Raw genomic sequence first — 24070 nt, forward strand, 5'->3', positions numbered from 1 at the left:
CTTGGGGATCGGCCGCGGGACAGCCACAGGTTATTCTTCTGTGGACAATTTGCCCTGTAGCTTGGCAGCATCAAAATTGGGATCAGCGACAATATTGGTAGTGCCGGATGCTCTTAATTTTTCCAGAGATGTGTTATACCTGGTATCCAAATCCTTAATTATAGCGTCCACATCACCGCCGGTGAATACAAATACGTTAAAGGCTTCTGCCCATTTCATGCCCTCCAGAGAGCTCTCTGTAATTATACTTGGATTAGCTGGATAAATGGCGTCAACCCGTTTTGGTAGGAATCCTTCAATGCCCGGAATACTCGGCTTCTTGCCTGAGCTCAACACGGCTGGGATTAAGGAGATTCCATAGCCCTTTTCATAGTATTCACTTTGCAATTCCTTGCTGTACACGTACTCCATAAACTTCCAGGCTGCTTCCTTATGGGCAGAATCGGCGCTGATACCGATGTAGGAACCGCCGATAATTTGCGATGCCCCTTTAATGGTTCCGTCAATAGACGGCACAGGAACCGCCCCCCAGTTTTCAGTGGTCGGGAACTGGTCCTTGTACACTCCAGGTTCAGCCGAGTGGTTAATATACATTCCGATTTTACCTTGGGCAAATTGAGCGCGCAGCGGATCGATATCCAGATTCTCCACTCCCGGCAGCATACTGCCGTCTTCTTTCATTTGCCGCAGCGCCAAAGCGATCTCCTTGTACATGCTAAAATCAAACTGGCCTGTTTTGTAATTGTAACCGTCGATGCCTGTGTTGTTGCTTACGCCTGCAATCGTATTCGCTGCTCGCCAAAAGCCGTTTCCGCTCTTGAACGGGCTGGCAAAGCCGTAAATACCTTCGCTTTTGCCAACCTCTGTAATCTTTTTGGCCGCAACCACCATGTCGGCCAGTGTTTTGGGAGGAGTAGCGATGCCTGCTTTCTTAAAGATATCTTTATTATAAATCAGTCTCCAGATTTGCCCGGTGTTGGGCAAGGTAAATATCTTGCCGTCGATGGTGTTCTTATTCTCGATCAGGCTGTCTTTGAAGGTCGCCTTCATCTCGTCGCTCATATAGGAGTTGATCGGGGCCAGATAGCCTTTCTTGTAATAGGTCTGGAAATCGTTGACTTGCAGTACGTCCGGAGCCTGCTTGCTGGCAAACGAGATGTCTACCGCCTGCGGATAATTATCACCCATAACGTTCATTTCTACTTCAATATTATCTCGATTCGTCTGGTTAAACTTGTCAACCTTTGCTTTCATAAAATCGGCATCATGGCGGTCAGGCGTCCAGTAAATGATTTTGGTTTTCGCTCCCGTAGTTCCTTTGGAATCGGCCGGAGCGTCATTATTGCCGCTGTCCGATGAACAGCCGCCCAGACTCAAGGCCAGGACTGTGCTCAATGTTAGGATAATCCACTTCTTAACCATCGTTATGCCCCCTTTTGTTTTTCCAGACAACCTCTGCGGTTACCCGTTAACGTAATCATAGTGGTTCCGTTTTCACGGGAGTGAGGGACATTTTAACTTTGTATGGGGGAAAAAATGATTGTCCCCGGCTTCCTGTTCATTTCAAATACATCTGCCTGAAACTAGTGGGCGTCATGCCGCAATACTTTTTAAACAGGCCGCTAAAATACGGACGGTCCTCATATCCGAGCATCAGTGAAATTTCCTGCACCTGCACCCCTGCAATCAGCAGTTCCTTCGCTCTTTCCATTCTCATCTTAGTAATATATTGAATCAGGGTCATGCCCGTCTCCTTCTTGAAGGCGTTTGCAAAATAACTTGGGCTTAAATGAACCGCCCGGGCGCAATTGTGAAGCGTTAAATTCTCCTGGAGATGCAGGCGGATGTATTCCCTGGCCCGATGGATTGCTTGCGTAACATCCCTGAGCCGCTTTTTCTCCACAAATTCACAGCCCTTACTGCTGAAATGATTGATATAGCTCTTCCAGCCGCCGAAGGTCAACGAACGGTTCTCCTCCAGCGCTGTTAAGTCAGCCTCCAACTGGATGCGTTCTTCCTCGGTGATCTCATCACAAAATGCCCGGTACATGGCGAAAGCGAGCCCTGACAATAAGCGGATCATAGCCAGTGGCTCCGGGAATTTGTGGGACAATGTCCATTGATGGAAAATGTCGTCAATCATAAGGTGACAGCTCGTTTTATTTCCGCATCTCAGCGCATACAGCAATTCCTTTTCCTTCTCCACAGGGTAGTCTGGAGCTGCAAAATCCTCCTGCGCCAGTTCCGTATACCGAAATACACAATTGCCCTCGCTGTAAAAACGGTAAGCCAGCGCTTTGGCGGCATGCACAAACGCTGTATGAATTTCTTTCGGTCCCCGGGCCATCGTGCCCAGGCCAATCGAAACGGTTTTTTTGCTGAATTTCTCCACATTCTCCCGGCAAAGTTCCAGCAGCTCTGAAGTTCCCATCCCATCTGGCGGATTAAAGATGGCTGCCAGCCGCTGCTTGCTCTCATGCAGCACAACACCCCGGGTATGGCAATTCAGCGTCTCGTCCAAAATATTTTTGATCGCGAAGGGAATGATTTCGTTGTCGTCAAGATGCAGGGTGTAGCCATATTCCGTATAGCAGTCCATCTCGATGGCCATGACCATTAGTGTACCAGCATCCAGATTAATATTGAGATCGCTCCAACGGCTATCGCTTAGGCGTCCACCTGTTTCCTGCCGAAGCAGACTGGTTAAATAATCCTGGCGGAGCTGTAAATGGCTGGCGTCCATTTTTTGCTCCAACTGCTTGAGCTGCTCCGACTTGGTCCGTTCAGATTCGATCACCTTTTTCACTTTCAAGACTGCTTCTAGAATTTCCGGCGAGGTGAACGGTTTTAGCAAATAATCAGAAGCGCCAAGCTTAATCGCTTCGTGAGCATAGCTAAAATCGGAATAACCGCTAATAAAAATAAACTTGGCACGTAAACGTTGGTCATAAGCGCGCCTCATCAGCTCTAAACCGTTAAGCTTCGGCATCCGGATATCACTGATGACGATATCTGGATCCTTCTCCAGCAGAAGAGTCCAACCACGCTCGCCATCACCTGCGGTACCCACAACCTCAATATGGTGATCCGACCATGGAATGGTCGCAGAGATTCCTTTTACAACGGCTTGAATATCATCCATAACACACATCGTCAAATGATCCATACTGACCTCCTACATGAACGGGATTGTGATGGTAACGGTCGTCTCGATGTCAGGAATACTCCTGAACGTAATGGATGCCGACTCTCCGTAATGCAGGCTGAGCCTGCTGCGAAGGTTGGAGAGCGCATAACCCTTGCGGCCCGCATCATGCTCGTATACAGCCTTTTCCATCTGCCCGGCATCCATTCCGCAGCCGTTGTCAGTCACTTGTAGCAGCAGGAACTCGCCTTGGCCGTACACTTTGATGAAGATATTGCCAAGAGCGGCCTTGTCTCGAAACCCATGCAGGATGGAGTTCTCCACCAGTGGCTGAAGTAGTATTTTCAGCATTGGAATGGAAAGATATGATGGATTTTCAACATGAATCGAATACGTAAATAGGTCCTCATAACATTTTTGCTGCAATTGCAAATACTGTTCGACATGTTTAATTTCCTGTTTCAAGGTAGTGATATCGTTCCCGTTGTTCAGTCCTAGCCGGAACAACAGCGACAAGGAGACAATCATCTCACTGACATCTTTTTTCTCACCGCTCTCACTTTTCCAAAAAATAGTATTCAACGTGTTATACAAAAAATGAGGGTCAACCTGCGCCTGAAGCGCCTTAACCTCAGATTTACGCTTGTCCTGCTCCGAAGTCCGCACCTCCTGAATTAGCAACTGAATCTGATCCAGCATCCGGTTAAATGTATGACCAACAGTGCTCACCTCATCCTCATATCTGCTGTTAAACCGCACATTCAGATCATTGTATTCCACCTCGGCCATCAAGCTTTGCAGTTTATGAAGCGGTTTCAATAAAGCGGAGGCCAACAGATTGGACAAGATAAGCGCAAGCACAATGCATAACAGCATAATCAAAATGATCAGCCAGCGGATCTTGTTCAGCGGATACAGCAGGTCGGCCTTGGACTGGATGCTGACCATCACCCAATCCTCATTCATGGACAGTGTGTTGTAATTGACCAGCAATTCTTCTCCCTTGGCATTCGTATAATGGAAATCCCCTTCTCCTCCCCTGCTGAAATGGTCGATAAACTCCCGTTCTGTATTAAAATCATACTGCCGGGCTTCGGGCTGGATCACCATCGTTCCATCCTTTTGTAGCAAAAAAAGCTGAACCTGATTATTCATCAGATCCTGCTCCAGAATGGCCCGCATAGCTTGCTCTCTCATGTTCACAACCATGTATACATTCGGAATATAATGATTGTCCAGCACAGTCGGCTTTAGCAGCAACGACAGCACATTACCTTTCCATTGAAACAGCTCATTGCGATGGGCTCCCAGCCACAAGGTATTCCAGCCTGTCTGCTTCGTATAGGCTCCATATTCTTCTGAAAAGTGCTTCGTCCGGTCGGGAAAATCTTTGGTGGAGAAGAAATCACCGATTGGCGTGTTCAGATAAGCCGTATCAATCAAGGGTTCCACCAGCTTCAACTGGGCAAGCGAAGTTTGTAGCAGGGACAGATTCTGATAATAGTTGACGGCGTTATTGTTACGCACATCCTTCATCACCTGATTGAACGTTTCATTCAGCATAAAGGAATAAGACGAAACTACAATATGCCTGAGATGTTCATCCATCACCTGCACCGATTTATTCAAAATTCCCTGCTTAAGCTGCAAGGCATTGCGCTCGATGCTTCGAGCGGCAAAGAGATAGGAGCAGATACCCGTCACGCTGATGCACAATATGGCCAGGAAAATAAATAGCAGTTGAATTCTTTTCTTCAAAGAAAGCTTGTAGAAATTGAAACTCATTGGCACCACTCCTTGAAGCCCATTGTATCAATAGAACCCCAGTTACTCTACCCCTTGACAGCACCGGCAGTAACTTGCATAAACGATTTACTGGCGAACACATAGACCACCAGAAGCGGCAGAATGGATAGACAGGCGCCAGCCATCATCAGTTGAACCTCCGCGGCGGCTCCGATACCGTACCGAAGATTAGCCAATCCTACTGGGAGCGTCTGCAATTCCGGATTACTCATCGTGAACACCAGTGGCAAAATATACTCATTCCATGAGCCCTGGAAGGCTGAGAGCCCGGCAACGGCAAGCGCAGGCCGCAGCAACGGGAGCACAATCCGCCAATACACCGAATAAAAGTTGCAGCCGTCAATCATCGCTGCCTCGTCAAGATCCTTGGGAATACCTCTGAAGAATCCTATCAGCATGAAATAACAGGTGGCATGTGCGCTGACCAGTATAATGATGATGCCCCACAGCGTCTTGTTCAGACCAAGCATGACCATCAAGTCAAATTGCGGACGCAGCACCACAGCCCCGATGGAGATAAACAGAGTAGATGCCATGAGCAGGGAGTATGCCTTTTTGCCGATAAAATGTACCCGGCTCACTGCATAGGCGGACATGGACGCGACCAGCAGAATACCGATTGTCGTAGCAACGCTTACAAAAATACTGTTCAGGGTAAAGCGGGAGAAATGGGCGTTTTCCCAGGCCTGGACATAGTTGGAAAAGTGCCAGCTTTGTGGCCAGATGGTTGCACTGCTCGTCAGCTCCTGATTCGTCTTGAACGAGCCGAGTACCACGATGACAATCGGGAATATCGCTAGAATGGCCGTCGTGAGCAGGAACACCCAGAGCACTGTCTTGCCAGTCCAGCGTGCCAGCTTCGGGGATAAGGTATGGTTGGTATGAGTATGATTCATTCTGTTTTCCTCCTGCCTGCTTCTAGTAAATATCATTCAGCTTCTTGGAAATACGGAAGTAAATGAACGTAACTCCCCCTACAAGCAACGCGGTAGTGAAACCGACCGCACTACCGTAACCCAATTGCTGGAGTGACTGGCTTTCAGCCGACACCGGAAACAACAGCTTGAACAGATACAGATACATTACCTCTGTTTTTCCGTAAGGGCCACCTTCGGTCAGCACCATGATGCTCTCATAGCCCTTGAGGGAGATGGTAATAGCCAGCATGATGATCATCTGCATAACAGGTCCCAGCATCGGAATCGTCACATACCTAAGCTTCTGGAACTCATTAGCGCCATCAAGCGAAGCCGCTTCGTAAAGGTCGTTCGGAATGCCTTGAAGACCAGCGAGGAACAGTAGCATGTAGTTGCCCACAGCGCCCCAGATGGCGATGATAATGGTGGTCAGCATGGCTTGATCGGCACCAAGCCAGTTAATAGGGGCAGAGACAAGGTGATACTTGAGCAGCAGTTGGTTCAAAATTCCGTTGTAGGAGTTGAAGATAATAAAAAAGACGATGGCCATCACCGAGGCGCTGAAAATCGTGGGCACATAATAAATCGCCCGCAGCAAGGAACGCCCTTTTAACTTACGATTCAAAATAATAGCCAAAACCAGAGACATTGGAATGGTGATGAGCAGCTTGCCGAGAGCGTAAATCCCGGTATTTCCGACAGAGGACCAGAATTGATGGTCACGCAGAACTCGTGCAAAATTATCGAGGCCAATAAAAACTGGCGTCCCGAAGCCCTGATAATCATAGAACATATAGCGAAGTGCCCAAAGCAGAGGATAAATGCCAAACACAAGGGTCAGAAACAAGCTCGGGAATACAAACACATAGGCGTGTACTTTTTTCAGTTTCATCGAATGCCCCCCTAGAATCTTTAATTTGATTATAGAGGGAACGAAAAACAGGACGGGATAGGGAATTCAACTATTCAAAGGGGAGAATGTTACTTTCGCCGGATCATTTCCCAGATGTAGCCCTGTCGGACGTACCAAAAACAGCCCCTCTTTCACTTCAAAGAGAGGCTGTTAGGCTACACCCTATTCAATTAACCAATCTACTCCGATGCAGCTCTCAGCTTTTGATGATCCTGTCCCCACTGATTCATTAAATCCAGCAATGGAATCAGGCGATCCCTTCATCATGAAAACTTAGCTCATGCTTCGTCCTAGCTGCTCGACCTTGCTCAACCCATCGTTGCGCTGCTGATCTGATAATTTATTCATGAGATCAATGGTAGTAGAACGCACCGGTTTGACACCGCATAAATGCAGCGTGGAATCCTTCATCATTCGATGCCCAGGCTGTCCCTGGAAAAATCGGTAATACCAGTGCGGGCCATCCATCGTTGTGATGAGGCGGGCCGTTCTGCCTTTTAAGAGCTTGTCAGGCACGGATTTCCCTTTTTGATACTTAAACGCAAATCCTGGCATAAAGGTACGATCAATGAAACCCTTCATTAATGCGGGCAAGCTGCCCCACCAGATCGGAAAGACGAAAACGAGATGCTCTGCCCACTTAATGGATTCCTGAGCCATGATCAAATCCGGCTCCAGCGGCAATTTATTGCGATAACCACCGAGTAAATTAGGATTAAAGTCCAACGCAGACAACTGCAATAAACGCACCTCTGCCCCCGCAGCTTCCGCTCCTTTTACATAAGATTGAGCCAGCGCTTCTCCATAACTGCCAGCGACCGGATTTCCTTGAATAACCAATATCTTTTTAGACATTCGAGCCACTTCCTACCCTCATATTTTATTTTTTAGTTAGAAAACACTAACTTTATATTTAAAAAGAAAAGGTCACTACTGACCTTGACTTAATAAAGCGGTTAAACGTTCCTTGACCTCCGTTGCAAACGGAATAAGCTGCGGCGGCAATTCACCCTCCAGACTGGACACGGACAAGCGTGTAATGGCCCCAATAATGAGCACACCAGATAGCTGGGCATCCTGCTTGGGCAGTTCTCCGTGCTGAATCCCCTGCTCAATAAATTCGACTAATGCATCCAGTGGCTGCCGGACATTCGAGCTTTGGCTTGCCTCTACATACAGCTCATGATGCTGTGATAATAGAAGCAGACCATACTGATCTTCATCGTGCATCACAAGCACCTCGTCCACCAGTTGATGAAAACGGCTAATAAAGCTCCCGCTCTGCTTGCGATAGAAGTCAATCAACGTAGTGTAGCTGTTGCAATACTGCCCGAATACTTCCAAGGCCATCGCATCTTTGCTCTTAAAATGCTTATAAATCGCGGCATCCGTCACACCGGCAGCCTCCCCGATTTCTTTGACAGAAATGCCGTCGATGCCTTTGGTTGCAAATAAGCGCATAGCTGCTTGCATAATATCCTTCTTCTTGCTATCTACATGTGTTTTCTTGTTCATAAGCATATAGTAAGTGATAACTAACTAAATTGCAAATGATATTTATGCAAGGCGAAAAAGGAAAATGGGGCTTCCTTCATTCACCCTATTATTAGTAAAAAGGTTCATATGCCGTTTCAAAAAGAGGTTCAAAATCATTTGTTGATTATGAACCTGCAAATGGTTCAATCAAACAGAAAGAAGTTGAAAACCATGCCAATAGTAAAACCTGTTATAACAGCGGTTTCTACAGCTCCAGTCGCAAGCGGTGGTGTCATAACAACTACTATCGCTCCAAGCACGACCCGTTTCTTCGCCGCGGTTACAGCTGGGGATATCGGAGCAACAGTAACAACTATTCTTGCAGGAGAATTCACAGATGACTCTGGAGCTCCGATCGTTGCTTTTCCGGCAGTAGCGGCTGCTGAAACTCTTAATGTGTATATTAACGGCGTACTTCAGCAAAGTTCCTTATCCACCCTAACAACTGCAAGTCTGGTTCTTGACACAACCGACATATCAGTAGGTGTTCCAGTTACCGTCGAAATAGCAAGTTTCAGCTCTACCACATCCACTATCACAACTCAACCTACTATCTCTGCTCCTACCGTCACTATTACTACTTGAGGATAGCTATACACTCCCCTTATTGACTCTAAAAGGCCGAACACAGATATTCATATCTGCGTCGGCCTTTCCTTGTTTATGATTAAGGCAAAATAGCAAAAGAACGCACCGGAGTGGGGTAGATGAGGAAGCTGCCGAGGCGGTCATAGCGGGGACGAGTTATATTGAGAACGTTAACATTTTCAGCTAATCCATGCTCTCCTCCATTGGCCTAGTGTAAGACCTATTGCTAGTGTTGTGGTTACCATGCTTAATTTGAAATAATTACTAATTTGGATTATAGTGTGGAGCTTGTTGGTTTCCCATTAATATTCCATGGAAATCGAGAATTCCGAATACGGTAAATAATGATTTTCTGAGTAAAAAATACAAAAACAATTCCATATATTCATATATACAATTTCCATTCCATGTGATTGTTAACGTTTTCATTAGTCTAATTACAATATTAATGAAAAAAAGTAGGGGTATGTTGTATTATATAAAATTTTCGACAAATATTTTAGTATGTAACTTTTATTATATTAACAAATACTGGAACACGAAGTATGATAGAAAAGTAGAAACCACAGGAGCACCCGGGACTCCCTTCGTTCGTCTACTCCAATAACCCAATATACGGAGGTAACTTTATGAAAAAGAGATTTTCACTCGGCATTGCAGCAGCTCTGCTGTTCACTACCCTTGCTCCTCTTGGCACACCCGCTCATGCGGCAGGCGATATTGGTAAGGAGGTGCTCGGCAGCAAGAACGGATGGGCAGCCTTTTCTACAGGCACAACAGGCGGATCTGCAGCCACAGCTTCCAATATTTTCACCGTAACCAATCGCAAACAACTTGTGGATGCTTTGGGTAAAAGCAGTAATACAACTCCTAAAATCATTTATGTCAAAGGCAAGATCAATGCCAACGTGGATGACAATAACAAGCCGTTGGGATTAAACGATTACAAGGACCCTAAATATGATTTCGACGCATACCTCAAAGCGTATGACCCGTCCACCTGGGGTAAAAAAGTCCCTTCCGGTACATTGGAAGACGCGCGTAAAGCTTCACAGAAAAATCAGGCCAGTCGTGTCGTCATTGATATTCCGTCTAATACAACGATTGTTGGTCTTGGTAGCGATGCCGTGATTAACGGTGCAAACTTCCAACTGAAAAAAGGGACAGACAACGTCATTATCCGTAATATTGAATTTCAGGATGCCTACGATTATTTCCCTCAGTGGGACCCAACGGACGGTAGTACAGGCAACTGGAATTCGGAATATGACACCATTACAGTTAATGGCGCCACACATGTATGGGTAGACCACAATACCTTCAATGATGGAACTCGTCCCGATAGCCAAAACGGTACCTTTTACGGTCAAGAATATCAGCATCATGATGGACTTCTCGATGTGATTAACCAAGGCGATCTGGTTACTGTTTCTTACAATCACTTTTACGATCATGATAAAACATCAATTATTGGCAACAGCGACAGCAAAACAGCAGATGAAGGGGCTTTACGTGTAACCCTGCATCACAATTATTATGAAAACACGGTACAACGCACCCCACGCGTGCGGTATGGCCAAGTCCATCTGTACAACAATTACTATACAGGTGATGTAAAACGCTCCGAATATCCTTCGCTGTATATTTGGGGCGCAGGTAAATCCTCCAAAATTTTTGCTGAAAACAATGTCATCGACGTTGCAGGTTTGTCCGCAGCTAAAATCGTAACTGTCTTTGGAGGCACCGCCCTGTCCGACACAGGCACTCTCCTGAATGGACAAGCCGTAAATGCAGGCTCCAGCGCGGGCCTTAGCTCCTCTGTAGGCTGGAAACCATCGCTGAACGATAAGATTTCTCCATCCGCCAGCGTGAAGGCAGAAGTCACTTCCCAAGCCGGTTCCGGCAAGCTGTAAAAAAACTGCCCCGCCAGCTCCAATAGCCCCAGGCTCTCACACCCTGGGGCTTCACACCAAAAAGGCTGTTCCCACCGTAGATTCCTCCACGGAGAGAACAGCCCTTCTTTTATTTTAACTCGGTTTATTTACAAACTATATTACACATTAACCGCCGTATTGTTCTACCAAAACCGGCTTTTCAAATGCATTATCCAGCTTGCGAAGCTTGGCTTTTACCGCTTCTGGCGGCTCAACCGCAGGCGCATCCGGATGCAGCAGCCATGATTTCACAAAATGTGTGTCGGATAATTGAAAGAGCGGAGGCTCTTTCTCAAAGTCAATCTTCATCGCATAAGCACTGCGGGCTGCAAAAGCATCCCCTACAGGCGGATGAAGCAAATCAGGAGGGGTACCCGGAATCGCTGCCAGCTTCTGACCGTGGCTGTCCAAGCTTGGCATGGAAGCGAGAAGTCCCCATGTATATGGATGTTTCGGGTTATAGAAAACTTCATTAACTGTACCCGTTTCTACAATTTGTCCGGCATACATAACCGCAACCCGATCCGCCATTTTCGCTACAACACCGAGGTCATGGGTAATAAAGATAATGGAAGTGTCGATCTTCTTCTGAAGATCCTTCATCAATTCCAAAATTTGAGCTTGAATCGTTACATCCAGTGCAGTCGTCGGTTCATCGGCAATCAGGAGCTTGGGATTGGCGGCCAATGCCATCGCGATAACGACACGTTGACGCATACCACCACTGAACTCATGCGGATATTGGTTAAATCGTTGCTCTGGATGTGGAATACCTACCAGATTAAGCAGCTCAATACCACGTTTGTGAGCAGCGTCCTTGGATATTTTTTCATGCTTGAAAAGCACTTCCGTGATCTGCTTGCCGACTTTCATCGTCGGATTAAGCGAGGTCATCGGGTCCTGAGAAATCAGTCCGATTTCCTTACCACGAATTTTCTGCATCTGCTTTTCCGTTTTATGAATCAGCTCTTGTCCATCAAAAATAATTTGACCCTTCTGATAAATACCGGGAGGGGTCGGAATCAGCTTCATTACAGCCTGTGAGGTTACACTTTTGCCTGAGCCGGATTCGCCCACGATCGCCAGCGTCTCTCCTTTATTAACATGAAAGTTTACGCCACGAATGGCCTGCACTAGTCCCTGGCGGGTCTTGAAAGATATCGTTAAGTCCTTCACTTCCAAAAGGCGGTTCATCTCATCACTCTTTCATTCATTATTAACCACTATTATTGACCACTATCTAAAAAAACGACGTTCAAGAGTCAAGGTATATACGATTAATTTTACTCAGTTTAGTACCCGCCAGTCAAGCTATATCTGCAATAATACCTAAAACCTATCATATTATGTTATATATACGGGATGTTTATCCAAAAAAACAATCATTTTTAACCATTTTTTGCACTCATTTATAACATGCGTTGTATATAACTGAACCGTGCTCCACCCAATGGCGAGCGTGTGCAGATCAGTTCTCCGTTCAGCCGGGAGGCAATTTGGCGGCAAATAGCTAATCCCAGACCTGTAACACCGTTTGAGCCGGTATAGAATCGTCCAAACACCTCCGCCGCCTCTTCTTCAGTTAAACCTTCTCCATCGTCATCCACATGGATTACCCATACGACCTCCGGTGTCGTTCCCGCCTCCAAATGGATGACAACCTCCGTAGAGGTATGTCGAACCGCATTTTGCAACAAATTCAGCATTATACGGAATAATTGCTCGGCCGGAACAGCCACATGCAGGCCCTCCCCCTCCACGCGAAGCGAGATCGAGCGTTCGGCAGCCACCGGCATCAACAAATGGACAGCGTCCTCTGCCATGCTTCTAAGATCAATCAGAGAGACAGGCCATTCCTCGTTCAACGCCTCCAGCCTCGATAGCTGAAGCAGTTTTTCCACCATATCAATTAATCGTTGGGACTGCACTTTAATGATACTAAGCCCCTCATCCTGGGGCACCACCTGATCTTGAATGGCGTAAACGTATCCTTGAATGGACATTAACGGTGTCTTTAGCTCGTGAGACACATTTTGCAAAAATTCAATTTGACCGTTGTGATGCTGTTGTATACGGGTGGACATGGAATGAAAGGTACCGATCAGCTCGCCAATCTCGCTTTTGTCCGCTTGCGGAAAATCACTATCCTGTGGTTGATTCGGCTCGTAGTTGCCTACAGCCTCCTTCAATCTCTTGAGAGGGCGTACTAGTCGTGAAACGACCATCAGCCCAATGACGAGAATCACCAAAAAGCTTGCCACGATCGACAGTATGGTGGTTTTCATTAATGGGACATACAGCGCTCTTAAAGAAGACAAAGGCGAGTATACAAAAATACGAAAAGGTTGTCCCGGCAATTCTTCATTTGTAAACAGTATCTTTTTACCCTGAAGCACAGCAACGCCTTCATGTACAGCAGCCAGATCATGGGCAGACGGATGAACGGATGCAAAAAACCCCTGGCGGATTAAAAGCATACGCTCGATCTTCTTGCCATCCATTCCAGAGATGCTGGAGTCGATGATGCGGTTATCCGTGCTTAAAATAAAATAATCGGCAGACAAAAGCACACCTTTGATAACATAGTTCAATTCAGCTTTATCCAGTCGGTCAAAGCCTCCGTCGCTCATAATATGGACGGCTTTGCGTGCCTGTTCATGAAGCTTGGATTTAGCCTGATTTACAAGAAGATCGTCGATAAGTCTGATGAACAAAATCACCGTAATACAGACGGTAATGAGCATTGCGACGGATAGAGACAGCAGTATTTTAGCTCTCATCGTTCGCATGGCTATTGCTCCTGAACCGTTGCTTTATATCCGAAGCCCCAAACGGTATTAATAACGAGTGTAGAGTGGTATTCCGCCAGCTTTTTACGAATCCGTTTGACCAGATCGTCCACGACCCTCACATCACCTATAAAATCATAGCTCCATACCTGCTGAATCAAATGCTCCCTGCCAAAAGGTCTTTCCAAATGATTCGAAAGAAACAGCAGCAGATCAAATTCACGTGAGGTCAAATTCAGCTCTTGTCCATCCACCGTGACCTTACGAAAATCTGAAAAAATACACAGATTGCCCGCACGGCATACTTCTGCGCTTCCTGCGGGTCTCTTATCATCCGATGCAGACATTCCGACCTTGCTCAATCGCAGCATCGCTTTGACCCTCCCAACCAACTCCCGTGGATTAAAGGGCTTGGTTAGAAAATCACTGCAGCCCAGCTCCAGCCCGTGAATACGATCACTTTCTTCACCTCGCGCGGAGATCATAATAATCGGCATTTCCGTAAATTCCCGCAATTGAGTCAACAGGGATAGCCCATCAATTCCGGGCATCATGATATCGAGAACGAGACAATCCGGATGATCGGTACGAATATGCTCTACCAGGGTCTTGCCGCTGGAGAAGGAGGTTACCTCGTAGGATTCTTTTTTTAAATACTCCGATATTAATTGCAAAATGAACACGTCGTCATCCACCACTACTATTTTTGTCATGACCATAACCCCTTGCCGTTGTTCTGGATGTTTGCATCCTCTCTATAAGCTTAACAGAAGCCTGGCGAAATAGACAAAAGACGGGTATACCGTTCCCGGTCCCGTCTTTTCTTATCATGAATCGCTGCTGTATATGCCAGGCGAGCTGAAAACTAACTACGTTTCAACCTTATTTCTTGGTTGTTACTGTTTTTGCCGCTGCTTTCGGAGCTGTTTTTACTGCTGTTTTTGGAGCTGTTTTTACTACAGCTTTTGCAGGAGCTTTGTGGGTTACTTTTTTAGCTACAACATGACGTGCAGCGGTTTTGTGGGCAGTTGCTTTTGTTTTTACAGCATGATGTTTTTTCACATGATGTTTAACGGTACGATGCTTCGCTTTTACTGCTTTTGCTTTGTGGGCTACTTTTTTGGAAACTGCTTTTTTGGCAGAAGCTTTCTTTGCTTTAGCAGGAGCTTTCTTTGCTTTAGTTGTTGCTTTATGAACTGTTGCAGATTTTTTAACAGGTGCTTTCACCACAGGTGTTTTTGTCACAGGTGCTTTTACAGCAGGTGCTTTAGTTGCCGGGGTTGCGACCGCCGATGCTTTCGCTGCTGGTGCAGTTGATGTGGCTGGAGTTGCTGTAGCGGCGAATGCACTGCTTGCTCCTCCCAATACGCTTACTACGGTCAATACGGCTGCTACATTTTTAGTCCATTTTTTCATGATTGTATCACCTCTCCTTTAAAGTATCTTTAGCTTATCAGGAGAATTCGGGATAATTGTGGAGCAAATATGTGAAAAGTATATGAAAAAGCGTGCAGCTCTGTATCTTGAAAACACACGAGCTACACGCTATAACAATCACCTTCACTAACCGATGGCGATCCAGGAAACAATGCCGTAATTATGCGAGGTTTCGTTCCACTTGGTTACGACGATCACAGCTCCATCCGGCGTTTGCGATTTCAGCGTCGCATGAAAGAGAGGATGGTTCGTCATCGCTACCAGCGTATAGTCTGGATTCATAAAAGGCTCTGCGAATACAATGGTAACCTCCGTCTCTCCTTCACTGCCCTTCAAAAGAAACGGCGCTCTGCCAAACTGTTGCAATGCCGACTGATTGGCACAGGTACGGACCGGGTTGATGCTCAAATGCTCCGGCTTCACGGCATTCAGCTCCAGCTCACGTGATCCTATGGAGCCTTCCACCAGATGATGCCCTTCGACACTTTGCTCCGCCAAGTGATGGCTTTGTACCGCAGCGACCTGTAAATGCTCTGGTCCCACAGCTTCGGGGCTCAGTATCTCACTATCGACAGCCTGTGCTTTCAGATGACTGCGGGATACACTCTCCGCCTGGAGTCTGTCGCCACTGATGCCTTCCTCTGGCAAAAGCCCCGAGAGGTGAATATCTGTGGATAGCTGAGCCAGTGTCACCGCCCCTGGCTTCAGGTGGGACGTATCAATAACTTCCTCCCCAATGTGTTGGCCTTCAATGGACTCCTCAGCCATATGCCAGGACTGTACCGCTCCATTCGCGATCTTACTGGACGTAACGGATCCTTCCTGCAAGGCATCCTCCGACACCGCCTGCCAGCCTACATGCTGTTGCTGGATGGCCCCTGCTTGCAGATGCTCCGACTGGACGGAATCCAGTCCGATATGCTTTGACTGAACCGCGCCCTCTGCCAGCGCAGATTCTTGTACCGCCCCATCAGCCAGATGTAGGGGGTGTACCGCTTGTTCCGTCAGATGTACGGAGCTTACGCTGGCTTCTGCCAGATTCGAAGCACGCACCGCCCGAAGTGCAAGCTTCTCTGCAGTCACGCACCCCGCCTGGAGCGCGTGAACGGACACACTCCCCGGCGCGATATGCCGGGTCAGCACTGCCGAAGCCTGCAAATGGGCAGAGGTGACAGCTTCAGGGGCCAAATGGTCCGAATGGATGACTTCCTCTGCCAGATGGTTTCCTTGCACCGCTTCGTCCGTAATGTGCCACGGCTGGATCGAGTGAGCGGACAGCTTGGTGGACGTCACGCTCTCATCTGCCAGTTTGTCGGACGTAACAGACTCATCCTGTAAGGCATGGGTTGATATCGCCTGTGATGCGATATGCACGCCCTGAATGGTTTCAATTTGCAAATGGTGCGGCTGGATGGACTCCGGTGCGATGTGCACGGACTTCACCGCCCCCTCTGCCAGCGCTCTGTCCTGCACCGCTCCGTCTGCCAGATGCTGGGGGTGTACTGCCTGCGCAGACAGATGCAGAGGACCTACGCTACCTTCTGCGAGGTTCATTCCTTGCACCGAGCGCGCCGCCAGCTTTTCCGAGGTGATGCTTTCCGCTTGAAGCGCACGACCGGATACGCTATCCGGGGCCAGGTGTCTCGTAAGCACAGCCGAAGCCTGCAAATGGGCAGAGGTGACGGCTTCTGGGGCTAAATGGCTCGACTGGATAGCCTCTTCTGCCAGATGGTTTCCTTGCACAGCTTCGTCCGTAATGTGCCACGGCTGGACCGAGTGGGCGGACAGCTTGGCGGCCGTCACGCTCTGATCTGCCAGTTTGTCGGATGTAACCGACTCATCCTGCAAGACATCGGTCGATATCGCCTGTGATGCGATATGCACGCCCTGAATGGTTTCAATTTGCAAATGGTGCGGCTGGATGGACTCCGGTGCGATGTGCACGGACTTCACCGCCCCCTCTGCCAGCGCTCTATCCTGTACCGCTCCAGCTGCCAGATGCTGGGGGTGTACTGCCTGCGCAGACAGATGTAGAGGACCTACGCTACCTTCTGCGAGGTTCATTCCTTGCACCGAACGCGCCGCCAGCTTTTCAGAGGTGATGCTTTCCGCTTGAAGCGCACGACTAGATACGCTATCCGGGGCCATATGGCTCGTAAGCACCGCTGAAGCCTGCAAATGGGCAGAGGTGACGGCTTCTGGGGCTAAATGGCTCGACTGGATAGCCTCTTCTGCCAGATGGTTTCCTTGCACCGCTTCGTCCGTAATGTGCCACGGCTGGACCGAGTGGGCGGACAGCTTGGCGGCCGTCACGCTCTGATCTGCCAGTTTGTCGGATGTAACCGACTCATCCTGCAAGACATCGGTCGATATCGCCTGTGATGCGATATGCACGCCCTGAATAGTTCCGAGATGCAGATGATGTGGCTGGATGGACTCCGGTGCGATATGCACGGACTTCACCGCCCCCTCTGCCAGCGCTCTGTCCTGCACCGCTCCGTCTGCCAGATGCCGGGTGTGTACTGCCTGCGCAGACAGATGCAGAGGACCTACGCTACCTTCTGCGAGGTTCATTCCTTGCACCGAGCGCGCCGCCAGCTTTTCAGAGGTGATGCTTTCCGCTTGAAGCGCACGACCGGATACGCTATCCGGGGCCAAGTGTCTCGTAAGCACAGCCGAAGCCTGCAAATGGGCAGAGGTGACGGCTTCGGGGGCCAAATGGCTCGATTGAATCGCTTCTTCTGACAAATGGTTTCCTTGCACCGCTTTGTCCGTAATGTGCCACGGCTGGACCGAGTGGGCGGACAGCTTGGCGGCCGTCACGCTCTGATCTGCCAGTTTGTCGGATGTAACCGACTCATCCTGCAAGACATCGGTCGATATCGCCTGTGATGCGATATGCACGCCCTGAATGGTTTCAATTTGCAGATGATGCGGCTGGATGGACTCCGGTGCGATATGCACGGACTTCACCGCCCCCTCTGCCAGCGCTCTGTCCTGCACCGCTCCGTCTGCCAGATGCCGGGGGTGTACCGCCTGCGCAGACAGATGTGGAGGGCCGACGCTGTCTTCCGCCAGATTCATTGCCTGCACCGAGCGTGCTGCCAGCTTTTCAGAGGTGATGCTTTCCGCTTGAAGCGCACGACCGGATACGCTATCCGGGGCCAGATGTCTCGTAAGCACCGTAGAAGCTTGCAGATGAACCGAGGTGACCGCTCCGGCTGCCAAATGCGCAGAATCCACAGCCGCTACTGCCAAATGGCTCCTTTGCACCGCTTCATCTGTTATGTGCCCAGACTGCACCGAATGGGCAGACAGCTTGGTGGAAGTAACACTCCCCTCTGCCAGTTTGGCAGAAGTGACCGCCTCATCTTGTAAGGCCGGGGTCGTCACAGCCTGCAATGCGATATGCTCCCCCTGAACGACCCCGTTTTGCAAGTGATCGGATTGGATGGATTCCGACGCAAGATGCCCTGACTTTACGGCATTCTGAGCCAGTGCGGTTTCTTGTACCGCTCCGGCTGCCAAATGGTGAGTGTGTACCGCTTGCACAGCCAAATGTGCAGGGCCGACGCTGTTTTCCGCCAGGTTGGGTGCTTGCACGGACCCAGCCGCCAGCTTCTCCGAGGTGACGCTTTCCGCCTGAAGTATATGACCGGATACGCTATCCGGGGCGAGATGCTTGGTCAGGACCGATGCAGACTGCAAATGGTTGGAGGTGACGGATTCAGGAGCGAGATGATTCGCTTCCACCGCTTCAACAGCCAGATGATTGCTCTGTACAGCTTTATCCGTGATATGCCACGGCTGCACGGAACGTCCGGACAGCTTGGAGGAGGTTACGCTGCCCTCTGCCAATTTAGGAGCTGTAATCGCCAGATCATTAATTTTATCCGTTGCTACACTCTCTGGCGACAGTTTCAGCGAAGTTACCGCATGATCCTGCAAATGATGGGAGTACACCGCTCCATTCGCCAGATGCCCTGTTTGAACAGCGCCTGCACCCAATATGTCTGCGGTAACAGATTGCCCTTGCAAGGCCGAGGTTCCAACACTTCCGTTCCCGATATGCTCACTCAGCACAGAACCCACGGCCAAATGCGCCGAACGAACGGACTCAGCCTGTAATGCCTTACCACCCACACTTTTGTCCGCCAGATGTTTTTCACGAATAGCCCCGGACGCAATGTGTACATCTGCAATTTCTTGAGGCGCAATTTTATTTCTGGTTACCGCCCCTGCGGCAATTTTGCTTTCCGTAATCGCTTCGTCAGCAATTTTGTCAGGCTTAATAGCGTTCGAAGCAATGTGATTTTCCTTGACCGCCTGATTCGCCACATGGTGATCCAGAACTGCGCCCTTCCCTAATTTCTCGCTCGTGACAGCCCCGGACTGTATATGATGCTCCGTAACCGCACCCGTTACAATATGATTTTCCCGAATAATTTCGGATTGAAGATGTATTGAAGATACCGCCTCTGGAGCAAGCTGAGGCCCTTGTATAGCCGCTGTAGCAATATGTCTGGTAAGTACCGCCTCATCGGCGATTTTGTGTGGTAAAATGCTTTGATCCGATATTTTGGATGAAGTCACGGATTGATCGACAATTTGCAGCGAGCCTACAGACTGATCTGCCAACTTATTGGACTGGATGCTCCGGTCCGCCAAATGACGAGCTAACACTTCTCCCGTTCCAAGCTGCTCTTCCCCAATAGAGCCAGGACTCAGATGCTTTCTTTCAATCGCTCCTGCCTGAATATGCGCACCGGTGACCGCCCCGAGCTCCAGATGACGCCCGCTGACCCCCCCTTCCTCCAGTTGCTCCCTGCCCACAATTCCGTCAGAAAGCTGCTGGCGGTTAATCGAACCGGGTGCCAGATGCCGGGCAGTGATGGCATGCTCCGTTAAATGAAAACCTTCAATGCTGCCAGCCTGAATCTTAGAGCCATCCACAGCCCCATCCCGCAGTTTGGACGTGGTCACAGACTGGTCCCCAAGCTTGGAGCTGTCGACAGCCTCATTGGCCAAATTAGTAGATTGTATTGTGCCGCTGCGAATTTTATCGGCAGTGATCGCCTGATCCTGCAGCATTTCCGAAGACACAATCCATTGCTTAAAGTGTCGGCTTTCAATCGAGCCGTTCGCGATATGATCGCTGCTGATAATCTTATCGGCCAGCTTTTCCGGGGTGATGCTGCCATCGCGAAGCTTCTCACCGCCGATGGAACGATCCTGCAACTTGCTGCCTGCCACCGATGCGTCCGACAGATGCTCCACCGTAATGGAATCCGGGGCAATTTTCGAAGAAGTTACTGCACCGTCAGCTATTTTAATGGTATGAACAGCATAATCCGCCAGAGTTTCCGTTTGGATGCTCTCTTGCTTCATCTTGCTGGCATCTATGGACGCGGGAGCGATCTTCTCACCGGTTACAGCCAGATCACTCAAATCGTCTGTATAGATGAAAGCATTGTTTACATGCGGTGCCTTTTTATTATTCAAAATTTCTTCGACGTCAATCGCTTCAGACGGTGGCTCAGACAGGGGCTCAGGCTCTTCGGGCACATCCATCAATACTTGAGTTTCCTCTGCTTCACCTTCAGCTTCAGCTTCACCTTCACCTTCACCTTCACCTTCACCTATAGCCTCGTACTCAATTGGAATTTCAGGCTCTGCAATGATCTGTTGCTCCGGCTCCTCTATCGTTGGGGGAGGCGGAGAAGCAACCTGATGAAGTGTCGCTTCTGTTTCCCTCTCCGCAGGCTGTGGCTTCAAGCGCTGTATCATACTTAATTCATTCATATCCGGGTCAATTACACGATAGAGCGGCTTTTTGCTTCTGGTGGTTTTTCGGCTCTTGTTCTTCAAGCAGCTCTCTCCCTTCTCATATTTATCGTTACGGCATCATATGCAGCCTCTTAGGCACTTGCCACCCTGCATACGGGATTCACTTTTGCCCAAATAAGGGTCTATAAAATCCACGTTTGAAAAAAAATTGTTAAAAGTTAAAATAGTAAGGGTGAAGATTGCTATAAGAAGAGAGGAATTACAATAATATGATTATCAAACCAAGAACACGCGGCTTTATCTGCACCACTGCTCATCCGGTGGGGTGTGCCCAACATGTTCAAGAGCAAATTAACTATGTACAAGCCCGTCCAGCTATCGAGGGACCTCGCAATGTGCTTGTGATCGGGGCATCTGCCGGATATGGCCTGGCTTCCCGCATTACGGCTGCATTTGGAGCGCGGGCCAATACCATCGGCGTATACCGTCCCAGTAATGCTACTGCTACACGGACAGCATCGGCAGGCTGGTACAATTCCGCAGCATTCGAAAAGGCTGCTCAAGAAGCAGGGCTTAAATCCTTTAGCGTGACAGGGGATGCCTTCTCGGATGAAATCAAAGCCAAAACGGTGGAGGTCATTCGCAAAGAGCTGGGGCAAGTCGATTTGGTCGTTTACAGCGTCGCCTCCGGTCGTCGCACGAATCCCCGTACAGGCGAAACGTTTAATTCCGTGCTCAAACCTATCGGCAAGCCATACACAAATAAAACAGTCAACTTCCACACTGGCGAAGTGAGCAGCGTTACACTGGAACCTGCAACAGAAGAAGAAGTACAGGCGACTGTAGAGGTTATGGGCGGCGAGGACTGGCAGTTGTGGATCGAAGCCTTGCGTGAGGGCGGTGTGCTGGCTGATTCAGCGACCACCTTCTCCTTTTCGTATATCGGTTCAGATATTACCCAGGCCGTCTATAGAGAAGGCACGATCGGAAGTGCAAAGGATCATCTGGAAGCCACAGCACAACAGCTGAACGATCAGTTGAAAGCCACTGGCGGACGCGCCTTCGTCGCAGTCACCAAAGGACTGGTCACCCAATCCAGCTCTGCGATCCCGGTCGTACCTCTGTATATTTCCGCTTTGTACAAGGTAATGAAGGAAAAAGGATTACATGAAGGCTGCGTGGAGCAAAGCTACCGTCTGTTCTCCGAGCGTCTATATGCCCCAGAAACTGCTGTGGATGAGGAAGGACGCATTCGCATTGATGATTGGGAGCTACGTGAAGACGTGCAGGCTGAGGTAGCGAAAATATGGAACGAGCTGACAACAGACAATATCTACGAGTTGTCCGATCTTGAGGGATATCGTAGCGAATTTTTCAAACTTTTCGGTTTTGAGTTCGAGGGTGTGGACTATGAGGCCGACATTGATCCGATCGTGGATATTTCTGCCGTTCGCTAAGTCGTTTTAGTATCGTTGTTGTTATTTTGTAAGAAAAGCAAAAAGCTGTTCTCCGACAGATGAGTATTCTGCTCTGCGTGGAGGACAGCAAAATGAAGCAAACATTGCAATTTTAAGATTCATTTGATATTGTACAAATAGGCATGGCAAAATCCCTCTTCGTAATAAGAGGGTAATCACAATTGGACAAGTCCTACCTTGCCAAACTGTATTTATTTGCTTAGCCTGCACATTCAACTCAAAAGGAGATGAACAACATGGCAAAAGACGTTATGTGTGAAGTGAACTCATGTACACACTGGGCTCAAGAAAATAAATGTAGCGCAAGCTCCATTTATATCGTAAGCAACAGACCTACAGACACTCACACGTCCGAAGAAACGGACTGCAAAACCTTTGAAGCAAAATAAGACAGGTCATTTCTGCAAAAAAATATTGGTTACCCTAAAGGAGCCCCTGATCGGGTTCCTTTTTCTTTTTACAGTTTAGCAAGAATGATAATTATTATCAAGTCCTTTTTTAATAATGAAGGACAAATATATTATGGAAAATAAAAAAGAAGCGTCGCTCTGAACGATTCGCTTCTTGTGCTTGATTCTTTGTAATTGTTCCTGCTTGGTTGGCTTCATTCGCACATGCTGCGATATCTCGCCATAATGACCATTTGTTTTGCGGCTCTGTGCAGAGCAGTAGTTTCCGGCGCGCTTTGCCTTTCTTAGCGCTTTTTGTGTTTGAGTACGTGCCATATGACCTTCACTCTCCTTGATTGGACTCCATCCATCATAGCATCCGGGACCCCAATCGTGAAGAGCGCAAGTGTATGGTGCTCACTCATATCATTAAATGTCGGAAAAAGGATTGGTCTCGCCACTTGCGGCTGCTATAACAAAAACAACGATTATGAAAATAATGATCAGTGCATAGATCAGCGTTCCGATAATGCTGCATACTAATCCGGCAATGGCCATACCTTTGCCCTGTTCGCCATGACGGTTAATTTCCTTCAGCGAAAGACTGGACAAAATAATACCAATGATTCCGATAATGAACCCCAGATAGGGAATGACAACAGCTAAAATACCCAGTACCATCGAAGCTACAGCTTTATTATTTGTAGGCGGAAGCTGTGGAGGCGGGTTAAATGGGGCGTTATAACCATTCGTCTCCTGAAAAGGATCGGACGATTGGGGGTCTTTGTATAAATTACTCATTTGTCTGATTCAGCTCCAATATGTAAAATAGCAATATATACGTTCTAGGGTACCACAATCTTACAAATCAGGACAGTACTTATTTCAAAAAATGATGGTTATCTTTTAAAGCCATATGCAATTCTGATTAAGTTCACAATACATTTCACCGCAATACGTCTGTACTTAATTGTTGAGATCATTGGCTTTATACAAAGGTGTCTCACGCTTATACTGAATTGCCTTTGCATATGACCTCCAGCCGCTTCCCATTCCCAAAACGTAATGCTATCCAATAGCTGCAGTAGGTTCAATCGAGGAAATAGATCCGTTTACCTTTCGACGGGGCGATCTATTTCTTTTTGTTTTGGTTCAATGCAATAACAAGCGTGACGATTAATCCGATTAGCGTAACTAGCAACGTACCGAACAAATTTATAGTCTTCCAAATGACAATGAATACGAAAGCCGTATTAGCACTGCTTTTCTAAATATCGAACCTATATTAAAAACATATGGTTTAATTGAGTACTCAAGGGTGAAGGGATCAGAGACATATGTATATCGCCCG

Annotated in this window: 18 protein-coding genes and 1 pseudogene; 4 read left to right on the top strand and 15 right to left on the bottom strand. The window is 48.1% G+C overall.

Annotated features, from left to right (window positions below; translation table 11 throughout):
• Positions 1-30: 30 nt before the first annotated feature.
• The 7 genes from NST83_RS17450 to NST83_RS17480 all read right to left on the bottom strand — a co-directional run bounded on the left by NST83_RS17450 (position 31) and on the right by NST83_RS17480 (position 8296).
• The gene (locus NST83_RS17450) at positions 31-1422 is read right to left on the bottom strand and encodes a sugar ABC transporter substrate-binding protein (protein ID WP_342415086.1); all 1392 of its coding nucleotides are present in this window, start codon (positions 1420-1422) and stop codon (positions 31-33) included.
• A gap of 136 nt (positions 1423-1558) precedes the next feature.
• On the bottom strand, positions 1559-3166 hold the full coding sequence (locus NST83_RS17455; RefSeq protein ID WP_342415087.1) for a helix-turn-helix domain-containing protein: 1608 nt from the start codon (positions 3164-3166) through the stop codon (positions 1559-1561).
• 9 nt (positions 3167-3175) lie between these two features.
• Entirely contained in the window at positions 3176-4930 is a 1755-nt protein-coding gene (locus NST83_RS17460; RefSeq protein ID WP_342415088.1) for a histidine kinase, read from the bottom strand.
• A 47-nt stretch (positions 4931-4977) separates the two neighbouring features.
• Complete coding sequence (locus NST83_RS17465) at positions 4978-5847, bottom strand: carbohydrate ABC transporter permease (protein ID WP_137063926.1); 870 nt, start codon at positions 5845-5847, stop codon at positions 4978-4980.
• A 22-nt stretch (positions 5848-5869) separates the two neighbouring features.
• Positions 5870-6760 (bottom strand): sugar ABC transporter permease, encoded by an 891-nt coding sequence (locus NST83_RS17470; protein ID WP_137063927.1) that lies wholly within the window; start codon positions 6758-6760, stop codon positions 5870-5872.
• A 294-nt stretch (positions 6761-7054) separates the two neighbouring features.
• Positions 7055-7636, bottom strand: coding sequence for an NAD(P)H-dependent oxidoreductase (locus NST83_RS17475; protein ID WP_342415089.1), 582 nt, complete (start codon positions 7634-7636; stop codon positions 7055-7057).
• 75 nt (positions 7637-7711) lie between these two features.
• A complete protein-coding gene (locus NST83_RS17480) occupies positions 7712-8296 on the bottom strand; it encodes a TetR/AcrR family transcriptional regulator (protein ID WP_342415090.1) in 585 nt (194 codons plus the stop codon).
• A gap of 192 nt (positions 8297-8488) precedes the next feature.
• On the opposite strand from NST83_RS17480, the gene NST83_RS17485 reads away from it, so the two are divergent.
• The gene (locus tag NST83_RS17485; RefSeq protein WP_342417986.1) at positions 8489-8902 is read left to right on the top strand and encodes a DUF4183 domain-containing protein; all 414 of its coding nucleotides are present in this window, start codon (positions 8489-8491) and stop codon (positions 8900-8902) included.
• A gap of 632 nt (positions 8903-9534) precedes the next feature.
• Positions 9535-10818, top strand: coding sequence for a pectate lyase (locus tag NST83_RS17490; protein ID WP_342415091.1), 1284 nt, complete (start codon positions 9535-9537; stop codon positions 10816-10818).
• Between the two features lie 147 nt (positions 10819-10965).
• On the opposite strand, the gene NST83_RS17495 is transcribed toward NST83_RS17490, so the two are convergent.
• The 5 genes from NST83_RS17495 to NST83_RS17515 all read right to left on the bottom strand — a co-directional run bounded on the left by NST83_RS17495 (position 10966) and on the right by NST83_RS17515 (position 20933).
• Positions 10966-12033, bottom strand: coding sequence for an ABC transporter ATP-binding protein (locus NST83_RS17495; protein WP_137063931.1), 1068 nt, complete (start codon positions 12031-12033; stop codon positions 10966-10968).
• Between the two features lie 215 nt (positions 12034-12248).
• The gene (locus NST83_RS17500) at positions 12249-13628 is read right to left on the bottom strand and encodes a HAMP domain-containing sensor histidine kinase (RefSeq protein WP_137063932.1); all 1380 of its coding nucleotides are present in this window, start codon (positions 13626-13628) and stop codon (positions 12249-12251) included.
• 2 nt (positions 13629-13630) lie between these two features.
• Entirely contained in the window at positions 13631-14341 is a 711-nt protein-coding gene (locus NST83_RS17505; protein WP_137063933.1) for a response regulator transcription factor, read from the bottom strand.
• A gap of 169 nt (positions 14342-14510) precedes the next feature.
• The gene (locus NST83_RS17510; RefSeq protein WP_342415092.1) at positions 14511-15044 is read right to left on the bottom strand and encodes a hypothetical protein; all 534 of its coding nucleotides are present in this window, start codon (positions 15042-15044) and stop codon (positions 14511-14513) included.
• A gap of 147 nt (positions 15045-15191) precedes the next feature.
• Entirely contained in the window at positions 15192-20933 is a 5742-nt protein-coding gene (locus NST83_RS17515; protein ID WP_342415093.1) for a WIAG-tail domain, read from the bottom strand.
• Between the two features lie 188 nt (positions 20934-21121).
• Between NST83_RS17515 and fabV the strand changes: the two genes are divergently transcribed.
• Both fabV and NST83_RS17525 read left to right on the top strand, forming a co-directional pair.
• Positions 21122-22309, top strand: coding sequence for an enoyl-ACP reductase FabV (gene fabV, locus NST83_RS17520; protein ID WP_342415094.1), 1188 nt, complete (start codon positions 21122-21124; stop codon positions 22307-22309).
• Positions 22310-22566: 257 nt separating this feature from the next.
• A complete protein-coding gene (locus tag NST83_RS17525; protein ID WP_137063936.1) occupies positions 22567-22719 on the top strand; it encodes a DUF1540 domain-containing protein in 153 nt (50 codons plus the stop codon).
• Positions 22720-22794: 75 nt separating this feature from the next.
• Here the strand turns inward: NST83_RS17525 and NST83_RS17530 are convergent, their stop codons facing one another.
• From NST83_RS17530 to NST83_RS17540, 3 genes and pseudogenes are all read right to left on the bottom strand, one after another.
• The gene (locus tag NST83_RS17530; protein WP_342415095.1) at positions 22795-23055 is read right to left on the bottom strand and encodes a hypothetical protein; all 261 of its coding nucleotides are present in this window, start codon (positions 23053-23055) and stop codon (positions 22795-22797) included.
• A gap of 93 nt (positions 23056-23148) precedes the next feature.
• Positions 23149-23520 carry a DUF4190 domain-containing protein gene (locus NST83_RS17535; protein ID WP_342415096.1) on the bottom strand — a complete coding sequence of 124 codons (372 nt, stop codon included), beginning with the start codon at positions 23518-23520 and terminating at the stop codon, positions 23149-23151.
• Between the two features lie 331 nt (positions 23521-23851).
• Positions 23852-23929 (bottom strand): annotated as a pseudogene (locus tag NST83_RS17540) (putative holin-like toxin); the annotation flags it as partial.
• Positions 23930-24070: the final 141 nt, after the last annotated feature.

The organism is Paenibacillus sp. FSL R10-2782, assembly GCF_038592985.1.
GTDB lineage: Bacteria > Bacillota > Bacilli > Paenibacillales > Paenibacillaceae > Paenibacillus > Paenibacillus terrae_C.